Annotated in this window: 15 protein-coding genes and 1 tRNA gene; 9 read left to right on the top strand and 7 right to left on the bottom strand. The window is 72.1% G+C overall.

Annotated elements, in window-relative coordinates; all coding sequences use genetic code 11:
• Nucleotides 1-26: 26 nt before the first annotated feature.
• A complete protein-coding gene (locus tag HJG45_RS09945; protein WP_171611975.1) occupies nt 27-1031 on the bottom strand; it encodes a hypothetical protein in 1005 nt (334 codons plus the stop codon).
• A gap of 59 nt (nt 1032-1090) precedes the next feature.
• A complete protein-coding gene (locus HJG45_RS09950) occupies nt 1091-1627 on the bottom strand; it encodes an adenine phosphoribosyltransferase (protein WP_171611976.1) in 537 nt (178 codons plus the stop codon).
• Between the two features lie 148 nt (nt 1628-1775).
• On the opposite strand from HJG45_RS09950, the gene HJG45_RS09955 reads away from it, so the two are divergent.
• Entirely contained in the window at nt 1776-1967 is a 192-nt protein-coding gene (locus HJG45_RS09955) for a DUF2842 domain-containing protein (RefSeq protein ID WP_171611977.1), read from the top strand.
• Nucleotides 1968-2187: 220 nt separating this feature from the next.
• Here HJG45_RS09955 and HJG45_RS09960 read toward each other — a convergent pair.
• Both HJG45_RS09960 and HJG45_RS09965 read right to left on the bottom strand, forming a co-directional pair.
• Nucleotides 2188-2264: transfer RNA gene (locus HJG45_RS09960), tRNA-Pro, on the bottom strand.
• A gap of 78 nt (nt 2265-2342) precedes the next feature.
• Nucleotides 2343-2930, bottom strand: a complete 588-nt coding sequence (locus HJG45_RS09965; RefSeq protein ID WP_171611978.1) for a TIGR00730 family Rossman fold protein — start codon at nt 2928-2930, stop codon at nt 2343-2345.
• Between the two features lie 209 nt (nt 2931-3139).
• Here HJG45_RS09965 and HJG45_RS09970 point away from each other — a divergent pair, with 209 nt between their 5' ends.
• Nucleotides 3140-3577, top strand: coding sequence for a cytochrome c (locus HJG45_RS09970; protein WP_171611979.1), 438 nt, complete (start codon nt 3140-3142; stop codon nt 3575-3577).
• A gap of 57 nt (nt 3578-3634) precedes the next feature.
• Here HJG45_RS09970 and HJG45_RS09975 read toward each other — a convergent pair whose 3' ends face one another.
• Nucleotides 3635-4312: a cytochrome b/b6 domain-containing protein gene (locus HJG45_RS09975; RefSeq protein WP_171611980.1), complete on the bottom strand. Its 678-nt coding sequence runs from the start codon at nt 4310-4312 to the stop codon at nt 3635-3637.
• Between the two features lie 463 nt (nt 4313-4775).
• On the opposite strand from HJG45_RS09975, the gene HJG45_RS29405 reads away from it, so the two are divergent.
• Nucleotides 4776-5654, top strand: coding sequence for a LysM peptidoglycan-binding domain-containing protein (locus HJG45_RS29405; RefSeq protein ID WP_171611981.1), 879 nt, complete (start codon nt 4776-4778; stop codon nt 5652-5654).
• Here the strand turns inward: HJG45_RS29405 and HJG45_RS09985 are convergent.
• Nucleotides 5633-6055, bottom strand: coding sequence for a hypothetical protein (locus HJG45_RS09985; RefSeq protein WP_171611982.1), 423 nt, complete (start codon nt 6053-6055; stop codon nt 5633-5635). The two genes, HJG45_RS29405 and HJG45_RS09985, sit on opposite strands and share 22 nt — an antisense overlap.
• A gap of 49 nt (nt 6056-6104) precedes the next feature.
• Here HJG45_RS09985 and HJG45_RS09990 point away from each other — a divergent pair, with 49 nt between their 5' ends.
• Together HJG45_RS09990 and HJG45_RS09995 are read left to right on the top strand one after the other, a co-directional pair.
• Nucleotides 6105-6794, top strand: coding sequence for a phosphatidylserine decarboxylase (locus tag HJG45_RS09990; protein WP_171611983.1), 690 nt, complete (start codon nt 6105-6107; stop codon nt 6792-6794).
• Nucleotides 6791-7708, top strand: a complete 918-nt coding sequence (locus HJG45_RS09995) for a phosphatidylcholine/phosphatidylserine synthase (RefSeq protein ID WP_171611984.1) — start codon at nt 6791-6793, stop codon at nt 7706-7708. Before HJG45_RS09990 ends, HJG45_RS09995 begins: the two co-directional genes overlap by 4 nt.
• A gap of 18 nt (nt 7709-7726) precedes the next feature.
• Here the strand turns inward: HJG45_RS09995 and HJG45_RS10000 are convergent, their stop codons facing one another.
• Complete coding sequence (locus tag HJG45_RS10000; protein WP_171611985.1) at nt 7727-8206, bottom strand: hypothetical protein; 480 nt, start codon at nt 8204-8206, stop codon at nt 7727-7729.
• Between the two features lie 159 nt (nt 8207-8365).
• Between HJG45_RS10000 and HJG45_RS10005 the strand changes: the two genes are divergently transcribed.
• From HJG45_RS10005 to HJG45_RS10020, 4 genes are read left to right on the top strand one after another with little or no spacing between them, the layout of a single operon-like run.
• Nucleotides 8366-9637 carry an LLM class flavin-dependent oxidoreductase gene (locus tag HJG45_RS10005; protein ID WP_171611986.1) on the top strand — a complete coding sequence of 424 codons (1272 nt, stop codon included), beginning with the start codon at nt 8366-8368 and terminating at the stop codon, nt 9635-9637.
• 13 nt (nt 9638-9650) lie between these two features.
• On the top strand, nt 9651-10433 hold the full coding sequence (locus HJG45_RS10010) for an alpha/beta fold hydrolase (protein WP_171611987.1): 783 nt from the start codon (nt 9651-9653) through the stop codon (nt 10431-10433).
• A gap of 4 nt (nt 10434-10437) precedes the next feature.
• A complete protein-coding gene (locus tag HJG45_RS10015; protein WP_171611988.1) occupies nt 10438-11385 on the top strand; it encodes an alpha/beta hydrolase in 948 nt (315 codons plus the stop codon).
• Between the two features lie 4 nt (nt 11386-11389).
• The gene (locus HJG45_RS10020) at nt 11390-12157 is read left to right on the top strand and encodes a glucose 1-dehydrogenase (protein WP_171611989.1); all 768 of its coding nucleotides are present in this window, start codon (nt 11390-11392) and stop codon (nt 12155-12157) included.
• Nucleotides 12158-12173: the final 16 nt, after the last annotated feature.

The raw sequence follows: 12173 nt of genomic DNA on the forward strand, positions 1-12173 counted from the left end.
TGCCTGCCGGCGCGCCGGGACCGCGCTCAATCCGGCCGCCAGTTCAGCCGCTTCATCAACCATTCGCGGTAGGCCAGCGTCGCGCCCGGCGGCGGGCTGAGGGCGGCGACCAGCGGCGCGGCATCGGCGCCGGCCAGGGGCCGCAGCCCCGGCGCCAAGCCCTGCCGTGTCTCGTCCTCCACCCAGCGCTGCGCGGCGCTGCGCCAGGCGGCGACGAGATTGGCGGGGGTGAGGGCGGGCAGCACCAGCGCCGCCTGCAGCCGGGCGCAGGCAGCGGCGGCGGTCAGCGCCGCGCGCAGCGCCAGCGGACCGTCCAGCGCATAGTCATGGACCGAGGGCACGGCGGGCAGCAGCGGGTCGCGCGCCCCGGCGGGCTCGAGGGTGAACCAGGGCTGGGCGCCGGCGGCGGCGAGGCGGGCGGGAAGGTCAGGGCCGGTCAGCAGCACCGCCTCGGCCAGCCCCTGGGCGAGCGCGGCCTCGGGCGCCAGGCCGGCCAGGCCGATCACCGGGCTTGCATGCAGGCCGAGCAGGTCGAGCCCGAGCAGCGCTGCCGCCCCGGCCATGTCGGGCGCGGCGAAGCCGAGGCGCGGCGAGGCCCCGGCCCCGGCGAAGCCGGTGCGGCCGACGACCACGGCCGTGCCCTGCACCGCGCAGACCGGCAGGCTGCCGGCGGCGTCGTAGCGCGCCCGCGGGTCGCCCACCAAGCGGGCGAGGGCCGCAGCGCCCGGCAGCAGCAGCAGCGTGCGGCCATCCGGCGCGCCCTCCGTGGCGAAGCGGTTGGCGGCGGTGACGCCGTCCGGCCCGCCGAGCACCATCTCGTTCAGCCGCACCGCAGTGGAGGCGCCGCGCGCCAGGGCTTCGCCAAGCGGATGCGCGATGCGCGCCAGCGGGCCGCCCGCCGGCCCCGGGACCAGCAGCGTCGCCGCCGCCGGCAGCATCGCCGCCGCCGGGCCGCCGAAGGCGCCGGCCGCGAGCAGGCCGAGACCCGACCGCATCCAGTCGCGCCGGGACGGGTCTGGACGAGCAGGCATCGCGGTCTCCTTCCCCGGCATGGCGTTGCGTCCGGCTGCGATGGCGGCGGCCAAGCCTGTCAGTCGTCGTATTGCAGCAGGGTCTCGCAGGGCACGTCCAGCTTCTGCCGGCCCTTGAGGAAGGTGAGCTCGATCAGCGCCGCGACGGCCGGCACCTCGGCACCGGCCTGGCGCAGCAGGCCGATCCCGGCGGCCATCGTGCCGCCAGTGGCGAGCAGGTCGTCGAGCAGCACCACGCGCTGGCCAGGCTGCACCGCATCCGCCTGCATCTCGATCCGGTCGGTGCCGTATTCGAGGGCGTAGTCCAGCCCGACGGTCGCGCCCGGCAGCTTGCGCGGCTTGCGCAGCATGACGAAGCCGAGGCCGAGCTCGAGGGCGAGGGGTGCGGCGACGAGGAAGCCGCGGCTCTCGATGCCGGCGAGCAGGTCCGGCTTGTGCGGGCGGATCAGCCGCGCGAGCCGGGCCATGGCGGCGCGCCAGGCCGGGCCGTGCCGCAGCAGGGTGGAGATGTCGTAGAAGAGGATGCCGGGCTTCGGGAAGTCCGGGATGCCGCGGATATGGTCGCGGAGGTCGAGTTCGTCCTGGGTGTCGGTCATGGCCGGTCCTGCGGCGTTGTGGCGGCGGTGCCCGGACCGGCGGGCGGCGCTGCGGGCAGCGGAGACTAAAAGCATCCGCGGCGGGCCTCGGCAACCGGCGGGGCGGCCGCCGCTTGCCAGCCTGATGCGCGCGGGGCATTGGCGCGGCATGTCGCGCATCGCCATCGCCGTCCCCCTCGGCCTGCTGGGCTTCGTGCTCTATGTCGGGCTGGCGGTCACTCTGGCCGACCAGCTCGCCGGGACGCATTGGGTGCTGCAGGCGCTCTATTTCGTCATCGCCGGCACGGTCTGGGCGCTGCCGGCGCGCTGGCTGATGTTCTGGGCGGCGGGCCAGCGCTAAGCTCCCCGCAAAACCGCTGCGCGGCTTTGCGGGGACCCCATGGAGTCCCCTTCTGCCCGAAATCCGTCACAGCCCGCCGCGGCGAAGCCGCGGCAGGACAACAGGCAGCGACAGTTTCGCCGGCCGCTTCAGGCTGCCACGGCACCTTGCCGGCCCGTCCCGCCCCCGGACGCGAAAAGCCCCGCCAGCAGGGCTGGCGGGGCTTCCGGTATACCCGACTTGGTCGGAGCGAGAGGATTCGAACCTCCGGCCCCTGCGTCCCGAACACAGTGCTCTACCAGGCTGAGCTACGCTCCGTCGGTCGGGCGCCGCGCGGCGCATCGGCCCTGCGGGAGCGGCGATATAGACCCGGCGGCGATGCGGGGCAATGGGGGGTCAGAGCCTTTCCGCCGGCGCCGCCGTTTCCGGCAGCGGCGCCGCCTGCAACAGGCCGAGCGCCGCCGGTACGTCGGGCGCCACCGCGTAGAGGCGGCGGTTGCTCGCATCGACGAAGCCCTGGTCAATGAGGCTTTCGACCAGCGCCAGGAAGGGCTGCGCCCAGCCGTTGATGTCGAGGATGATCACCGGCTTGTCGTGCAGGCCGAGCTGCCGCCAGGTGATGATCTCAACCGTCTCGTCCAGCGTGCCGAGCCCGCCCGAGAGGGTGATGAAGGCATCCGCCAGCTCGAACATCCGCGTCTTGCGGGTGTGCATGCTGCTGGTCACCTCGAACTGCGTCAGGTTGGCGCAGGGCCGCTCGACGCGGGTGAGGAATTCCGGGATCACGCCATGCACCTGGCCGCCCGCCCGCAGCGTACCCTGCGCCACCGCGCCCATCAGCCCCACGCCGCCGCCGCCATAGACCAGGGTCATGTTCCGGGCGGCGAGGCCGGCGCCGAGCTGCCGCGCCGCCTCCAGATGCGAGGGATCGGTGCCGGCGCGGGTGCCGCAGAAGACGGCGACGGAACGGATGTGCTGGGGCATGAGGCTCTCCGAGGGAAGGGGCATCCTGGCATGGATCCTGTTGGCCCGCAGGCGTTAGGGGCGAAAATCGCACCAGACTATGAGCGGCTGCCTTCCCGCGCCTGGTCCACCTCCTGGCCCGAACATGGCGAAAGCTTCGCTTGCCAGGGCAGGTGAATCCCCGAACATGGTGGCATCGAACGGGGGTCAGGATGATTCGCAGGACGACGATGCTGGTCGCGCTGGGCCTGCTGGCCCTCGCCGGGGCGGCGCTTGCCCAAGGGAGCGCTGCAGGCACGGCCGAGGTGATCGCCCAGCGCCGGGCCGGGCTGAAGCGCATGGGCCAGCACATGGAGGCGATGAAGCCGGTGGTCGAGACAGGCGGCGAGGTGAAATCGCTCGAGCCGCGGATCGACGACATGATCACCTGGTTCCGCGGCCTGCCGGCGCTTTTCCCGCCCGGATCGGATACCGGCGACACCAAGGCGCTGCCGGCCATCTGGCAGGATTTCGGCAAGTTCGAGGCGACCGATCAGGCGCTGCTCGGCCAGCTGGCGAAGATGAAGCAGGCGGCGGCCGAGGACGACAAGGTGGGCTTTGCGACGATGTACAAGGCGCTCGGCCCGCAATATTGCGGTACCTGCCACCGGCCCTTCCGCGCCCGTTGACACCAGCGGACCGGAGGTTCGCGTCCGGCGTCCGAGGCTGTTGGCGGGGACGCCCGCTCAGCCCAGCCGCGTCACGCCATAGACGGCGAGGGCGGCCAGGGCGAGCAGCGCCGTGGCCAGCCAGGGCGAGCCGAAGCGCGGCGAGGCCATGCCCGCGGGCAGCCATTTCCAGCCCCGCAGCATCGGCCGCACCAGGTCGTGCCGCTTGACCAGCCGATAGGCGAGCACGGCCAGGATGTGCAGCCCGGCCGCGAGCAGGATCAGGTTGAAATTCGCCGCATGCAGCCCGGTCAGCCATTCGCAGGTCTCGGCTGAGACCAGGTCGGCGAGCGGGCCGCGGGCGCCATAGCTGAATTCCGGCTCCTCGGCCGAGAACAGGCCGGTCAGCGGCTGCACCAGCAGCAGGGCCAGCAGCACCAGCACCATCCAACCGCCCGCGGCAGTGTGGCCGACCCTGTGATCCGGCTCCGGCCGGGGGAAATGCGCGAGATGCCGGAGCGCCGTCAGCGGCGAGCGCAGGAAATACCGGAAGCGCGCCGTCTCCGAGCCGAGGAAGCCCCAGGCGATGCGGAACAGCACCAGGGTCAGCACGGTGCAGCCCGAGAGGATGTGGAGATCGATCCAGCCCTTCTCGGCGCTCAGCCAGGAGAGGCCGAGGAGCAGCACGATCCCCCAGTGCACCAGGCGGACCCAGCCGTCCCAGACCTTCACCTGGACCAGCGCCTGATCGTCCATCGCGTCTGCTCCCGCTTCTCCGGCGATGCAGCATAGCGGCGCCGGCACTGGTCATGCAGGGGGCGCCGGTGCAGCTCTTCACTTGGCGGCCGCGACGGTTGCGGTACCATGGGATGCTGCCGTGCGGCGCCGTGCGCGGGCCGGATCCTGGCCGCCTGACCGGATCGGCTCGCTTGTCTGCGCCGGCCGCATCGGCGAGAGGGTCCCGGGATGGACCGGCGCATCCCGGCTGCGCGATGTGATCGCCGGCGATGAAGGAGCGATGACGGGGGCGATGAGGCTTGGGCGGGTCGGCCTCGCCGGCTTGGCCGTGACTGCGACGGCCGGCCTGGCCTGGCTGCTGACGACGAACGTCTTGCCGGGCTTCCAGACGACCGAAGGTCCGAAGCCGCGCCCCATGCCTGTGACATTTCGGGCCGATGCCGCGACGGCAGTGGCATCTCTTCCCCTCAGGGTTGAGGCAGTGCCTGTTCCGGCCGCCACCGTCGCGCCGCGCTTCCATGTGGCGCGCCTGGGCGCCCGCGGCATGCTGGTCACCGCCGGCAGCGCGCCGCCCGGGGCCGAGGTGCGGCTGCTGGATGGCGAGCGCGAGCTCGGCCGGACCCGCGCCGATGCTCGTGGCGAATGGGTCATCCTGCCGGGCGATCCGCTGCCGCCGGGGCCGCGGGAGCTTTCCCTGGTCGCCCGCAGCCCGGGCGGCGATCCGGTGCGCTCGGGCGACACCCTGTTGCTGATGGTGCCGGAGCCGCAACTGGCTGCCCCGGCCTCGCGGCCGGCCAGCCTCCGGCCGCCCGAGGCGGTGCCGGATGCCACCGGCGCCATGGCCATGCTGCTGCCGCCGGCGGCCGCCTCGGGCGTCGCGCCGCGCCCGCTGCAACTGCCGGCCGAGGCGGCGCCCGGACGGCAGCGGCTCGGCCTCGACCTGGTTGATTACGACGAGGCCGGGGCGATGCGCTTCTCCGGCAGCGCGCCGCCCGGCGCCCGGCTGCGGGTCTATGTCGGGACCGTCCATGCCGGCGATGCCGAGGCCGACCTGGCCGGGCGCTGGGCGCTCAGCCCGGCGGCGCAGCCCGCCTATGGCCGCCACATGCTGCGGGTCGACCAGCTGGCGCAGGCCGGCGCGGTGGTGGCGCGGATCGAGCTACCCTTCCAGCGCGACCGGCTGGCGGAGGGGGCACCCGCGGATGGCCGGCTGGTGGTGCAGCCGGGCGCCAATCTGTGGCGGATCGCCCGCCGGACCTATGGGCAGGGGACCCGGTACACGGTGATCTATGCCGCGAACCGGGACCAGATCCGCGACCCCAACCGCATCTATCCCGGTCAGGTGTTCAGCCTGCCCTGAGCGCCGGGCGGGGCGTTGGAGTCCAGCCGGTCGAGGCAGGGATCGAGCGCCAGCACGAAATGCACCATGGCGGCGATCATGCTGGTCGCGGTCGAGGCCACCACCGTTTCCAGCTCGACCTGGATGCGGTGATCGGGCAGCAGCCGCAGCCGCCAGCCCGGCGGCAGCAGGCCGGGCAGCGCGGCGATGGTTCGGAAGGCCGTGCCGCGGTCGGCGCCGCGCTCGGCGGTCGAGGGAATGCGGCCCGCGATGGCGACCAGCCGCAGCCCATCCGCCTCCACCGCCGCCTCGCAAGGCCGGCCGCGCCAGCGGAAGCGGAAGGCCGGCGGTGGGCCTGCCTCGCGGGGCCGCAGGGCGCCGTCGCGCGTGACGGCAAAGGGACCGAGGGTCAGAAGCTCCATGGCGGCGGCAGCTTGCCGCGCCGGGATGAAGACACCATAAACCGCCATCATGGCGATCGGACGCAGTTTGCGGCTGGTGCTGGCCCCGCCGCATCCGGCAGGCCGGCCCTTTATCTATGGCGGCCTCGCGGTCGCGGTGCTCGGCGGCTGGCTGCTGGGCGGCTGGCTGTTCTGGCTTGGCCTCCTTTTCACCCTGTTCTGCCTGTATTTCTTCCGCGACCCGCACCGGGTGCCGCCGGAGCGGGAACGGTTGGTCCTGGCCCCGGCGGATGGGCATGTCGTCAGCGTCCAGCCGGCGGTGCCGCCGGAGGAGCTCGGCCTCGGCCCGGCGGCGCGCTGGCGGGTGGCGATCTTCCTCTCGGTCATGGACGTGCACGTGAACCGGGTGCCGGCCGAGGGGGTGGTGACGCGCATCGCCTATCGCCACGGCACGTACATCAACGCCTCGCTCGACAAGGCGAGTGTGGACAACGAGCGCAACGCCATCGCCCTGCGGCTGCCCGATGGCCGCGACATGGCGGTGGTGCAGATCGCCGGGCTGATCGCGCGGCGCATCCTTTGCGACCTGCGCGAGGGCGATACGGTGCAGGCCGGCGACCGTTTCGGCATCATCCGCTTCGGCAGCCGCACCGATCTCTACCTGCCCGAGGGCGTTCGTCCCCTGGTGGCGGAGGGGCAGACCATGATCGGCGGCGAGACGGTGATCGCGGACCTGGCGCCGGAGCGGCCGGCGTCATGAGCGGCAGCGGCCGGCCCGCCGCGGGCCGGGCGCCGGGGCTGCGGGGACGGCTGCGACGCCTTCGGCCGCGGACGCGGCCGCGCTACAAGGGCCCGTCCTTCAACCGGCTGGTACCGAACATCCTCACCATGCTCGGCCTCTGCGCCGGGCTCTCGGCCATCCGCGTGGCGCTGGATGCGCAATGGGAGAAGGCGGCGGCGCTGATCGTCGTCGCCGGCGCGATCGACGGGCTGGACGGGCGGCTGGCGCGGATGCTGAAGGGCACCAGCCGCTTCGGGGCGGAGTTCGACAGCCTGTCCGACTTCCTCTGCTTCGGCGTGGCGCCGGCTCTGGTCCTCTACATGTGGACGCTGCACGAGGCGCGCGGCATCGGCTTCGCGCCCTGCCTGCTGTTTGCCGTCTGCTCGGCGCTGCGGCTGGCGCGCTTCAACGCCGCCCTGGTCGATCCGCCGGCCACGCCGCTGGCCGAGCCGGCGCCGAAGCCAACCTATGCGCAGAATTTTTTCACCGGCGTGCCGGCGCCGGCCGGGGCGGGGCTGGCGCTCTTCCCGCTTTTCGCCACGCTGACCTTCAGCGGCTGGGACCTACCGGGGCTTGCTGCGGTGACGCGGCACCCGCTGCTCTCGGGCGTGCTGCTGGTGGTGGTCGGCGGGCTGATGGTCTCCACCCTGCCGGCCTGGAGCTTCAAGAATTTCAAGATCCGCGCGGATTACGTGCTGCCGCTGCTGCTCGGCGTCGGCGCCTATGTGGCGGTGCTGCTGACCGAGCCCTGGGCGGCGCTGACGGCGGCCGGGCTGCTCTACGTGGCCATGCTGTTCTTCTCGGCCCGCAGTTATCGTCGACTGAAGCGCGAGGCCGAGGCGATGCTGGAGCCGGTGGTGGTCAGCAGCCAGGAGGAGCAGGCGGGCGGCTGAGCGGCCCGGCCGGCCGCCTCAATCGAGCGGCGTCCAGTAGCGCGCGATGAAGCCGCGCGCATCCAACGCCTCCACCGGCTCGCCGGGCACCGCCTCGCCGCCCTGGCAGCGCCAGCGATAGAGGGTGTCATGGCCGGTGGCGAAGGCCGGGATGACATCGGCGCCGGGATTCTGCCGGCAGAACTGGCTGGCGCCCGGTAGGCTGCGGGCGCGATTGGCCTTGCCGCAGGGCAGGTTGGCGCCGAGGGTGCAGAGCAGCACCTTGCCATCCATGCAGCGATAGAGCGTCAGCCGCTGCACCGCCTCGGCCGGCGCGGTGATGTCGAAGAGGCGCTGCGCCGCCGGCACCAGCGAGGCCGGGATGGTGCGCGTCGCATCATCGGTGCCGGCGCGGGCGCAGCGCTGCGGCGGCGTCTCGGCCCGGGCGGCGGCGCCGAAGAGGCAAGGCAGGGCTGCGAGGAGGAGCGCGATACCTGCGCCGCGATGCCTGACTCTCACGGGGTCTTCCCTCCTGCCGCCGATCTCGCCAGACGCGCCGGATGCGCCGCTGGTTGCGCGCCATGCGGACCCTTCCCCTGCGATCCGGTAGCAGGCTAGGCTTTCCGCAGAAGGCGCGCCCCCGCAAGGGCGAGCAGCGCCCATGACCGGAGGCCGTCCATGAAGCTCATGTGGTTCCATCTGATGCCCTATACCGAGCTGCCGGAGGACTTCCGGCAGAAGCATCCCTCGGTCTGGGTGGACATCCACAGCACGCTGTTCGATCCGAAGCGCGCCCACCACATGTACAACGACTTCATGGACGAGCTCGAATACGCCGCCGATTGCGGCTTCGACGCCATCTGCGTCAACGAGCACCACTCGAACGGCTACGGGCTGATGCCGAGCCCGAACCTCATCGCCAGCGCCCTGGCCCGGCGCACCACGCAGGTGCCGATCTGCGTCATGGGCAACAGCCTCGCCCTCTACAACCCGCCGACCCGGGTGGCCGAGGAGTTCGCCATGCTCGACGTGATCTCGGGCGGCCGGTTGATCGCCGGCTTCCCGGTGGGCACGCCGATGGACACCTGCTTCGCCTATGGCCAGAACCCGTCCATGCTACGCGAGCGGTATCTGGAGGCGCATGACCTGGTGCTGCGCGCCTGGACGGAGAAGGACACCTTCGCCTTCAACGGCCGCTACAACCAGCAGCGCTACGTCAACATCTGGCCCCGCCCGGTGCAGCAGCCGCATCCGCCGATCTGGATCCCCGGCGGCGGCAGCGTCGAGACCTGGCAGTGGTGCGCCCAGATGGACTACGTCTACTGCTACCTCAGCTACTACGGATACAAGGCGGGCAAGGCGACCATGGACGGCTTCTGGGCCGAGATGGCGCGCCTCGGCAAGGACCGGAACCCCTATCGCGCCGGCTTCGCCCAGGTGGTGGCGGTGGCGGAATCCCGGCAGCAGGCGCTCGACCTCTACACCGAGCCGGCGGAGTATTTCTTCAACCGCTGCCTGCACATCGACCCGCGCTTCGCCGCGCCCGCCGGCTACAGCACGGAGGCGACGCAGCGCGCCGGGCTCGAGAGCCAGGTGCGCAAGGCGGCCAATGCGCAAACCCTGATCCAGGGCGACAAGACCAATCGCGGCATGACGACGCAGGACTTCGTCGATCGCGGCTATGTCGTCATCGGCAGCCCCGACGAGGTACTGGAGCAGCTCAACGCCCTCGCCGACGACCTGCATGTCGGCCATCTCATGCTGCTCATGCAGTTCGGCAACATGGGCAAGGAGCTGACCCAGTACAACACGCGCATCTTCGCCGAGACGGTGATGCCGCGGCTGCGCACGCGCTTCGCCGAATGGGAGGATCGCTGGTGGCCGCAGCCGATGGCGGCGGCGGAACAGGCGGCGCTGCCCGCCTTCTCGCCGAAGCTGGCGGCCGAGTGAGAGGGCCGGAGGCATGAGCGGACCCGAGGTCTCGACCGTCGACATAAACGGCTTCCCCACCCGCATCTGGCGCAAGGGAAGCGGCGCGCCGCTCGGCTTCCTCGCCGGCTTCGGCGGGCTGCCGCGCTGGGTGCCCTTCCTCGACCGGCTCGCCGAGCGGCGGACGGTGATCGTGCCATCGCTGCCCGGCTTCCCGGGCGGCGACCGCGGCCATACCGTGCTCGACACGCATCTCGACTGGGTCCTGGCGGTGCGGCAGGTGATCCAGGCGGCCGGGCTGCACGGCGCCGATCTCGCCGGCAGCTCGGTCGGCGCCTCCATGGCCGCCGAGATGGCGGCGCTCTGGCCGGAGAGCGTGCGCCACCTCGCCCTCATCGCACCCTTCGGCCTGTTCGAGGAGAGCGACCCGCCGACCGATCCCTGGGCGCAGCGCGCCGATGCGGTGCCCGGCCTGATGTGCGCCGATCCGGACGTATGGAAGGCGCTGAAGGCGATGCCGGAGGGTGCCAACAGCATCGAATGGCCGATCGAGCAGACCCGCGCCAACGAAGCGGCGGCGCGCATCTTCTGGCCGCTCGGCAATACCCGGCTGGAGAAGCGCCTACCCCTGGTGAAGGCGCCGACCCTGCTGCTCTGGGGCAGCGAGGACCGGGTGATGCCGCAAAGCTATGCCGCGCGCATCGCCGCGCGGCTCGGCGGCCCGAACGAGACGGTGCTGATCGAGGGCGCGGGGCATCTCGCGGAACTCGACAGACCGGATAAGGTGGCGGACGCCATACTCTCCTGGGTGGGATGACCCGATGCCGCTTGATCCCGGTGCCGTCACCGTTCTCAACCTCATCAAGGAACTCGGCCGGCCGCCGATCCAGGACCTGACGCCGGCCGAGGCGCGCGAGGCGACGGCCAAGTCGCGCGCCGTCCTGGCGCCCGAGCCGGAGGAGGTCGCCGAGCTCGAGGATCTCACCTGCCCCGGCCCGCTCGGCGAGATCCGGCTGCGGCGCTATCGCGGCGCCGGCACCCTCGCCGGCGAGGCGCTGCCCTGCCTGCTTTACCTGCATGGCGGCGGCTGGGTGATCGGCGATCTCGACAGCCACGACCAGCCCTGCCGGCTGCTGGCCAATGCGGCGCGCTGCTGCGTCATCGCGGTGGATTACCGCATGGCGCCGGATCATGTGTATCCGGCGGCGGTCGAGGATTGTGCCGCGGCGCTGCGCTTCGTCGCGGAGAATGCCGGGACGCTGCGCGTCGATCCGTCGCGCATCGCGGTCGGCGGGGACAGCGCCGGCGGCAACCTCGCCGCGGTGCTCGCCATCATGGCGCGCGACGGCAGCGCGCCGAAGATCGGCTTCCAGATGCTGCTCTATCCCGCGACCGACATGGCCGGCGAGCGCCCGGCCTATCAGCGCTTCACCGAGGGGCTGATCCTCACCGACAAGACCATGCGCTGGTTCATCAATTACTACACCCCGGACCCGGCGCGGCGGGTGGAGTGGCAGGCGAGCCCGCTGCGCGTGCCAAGCCTGAAAGGCGTCGCCACCGCCTATGTCATGACCGCCGGCTACGACCCGCTGGTGGATGAGGGCATGGAATACGCGAAGCGGCTGGAAGCGGATGGCGTGCGGGTGACGCATGTCCACATGGCCGACCAGATCCACGCCTTCCTTACCATGGGCAAGTTCATCCCGGCGGCCGATCTGGCGCTGCGCCAGGCGGCGCTGGCGCTGGCGCATCACTGGGCGGGGGGCTGAGGCGATGGCGGGGTTGCTCGAGGGCAAGTCGGCGCTGGTGACCGGCGCCGCCTCCGGCATCGGCCGCGCCGCGGCGCTCGCCTTCGCCCGCGAGGGCGCCTGGGTGGCGGCGGCGGACCGCAACCTGGAGGCGGCGAAGGGCACCGTCGCGGCGATCGAGGAGGCCGGCGGCCAAGCCGTCGCCATCGCCTGCGATGTCACGGAGGACGCGCAGGTGGCGGCGATGGTCGCCGCGGCGGTGGAGGCCTTCGGCAGCCTCGACTGCGCCTTCAACAATGCCGGGGTCGCGCCCTACCAGCTCAACTCGGCTGGCGTCCTCGCCGCCGATCTGGAGGAGGCCTCCTGGCTCGACCTGATCGATGTCAACCTGCACGGCGTCTGGCGCTGCCTGCGGCATGAGGTGGCGCAGATGCGCCAGCAGGGCGGCGGCGCCATCGTCAACACAGCCTCCATCCTCGGCCTCATCGGCTCCGGTGGCTCGGCGGCCTATGTGGCGAGCAAGCACGCGGTCGTCGGGCTGACCAAGGCCGCGGCGGTGGACCATGCACCGGAGAACATCCGGGTCAATGCCGTCTGCCCCGGCTATATCGAGACGCCGATGACCGAGGAAACCATGCGCCGGCGCGGCGAGCAGCTGATGGCACGGGTGCCGATGGCGCGCATGGGCACACCGCAGGAGATCGCCGAGGCGGTGGTCTGGATGTGCTCCGACCGCGCCGGCTTCGTCACCGGCGCCTGCTGGCAGGTGGATGGCGGCTACACGGCGCGCTGAAGGACGGGGCGCGGGG

The organism is Roseicella sp. DB1501, from assembly GCF_013112485.1.
GTDB lineage: Bacteria > Pseudomonadota > Alphaproteobacteria > Acetobacterales > Acetobacteraceae > Paracraurococcus.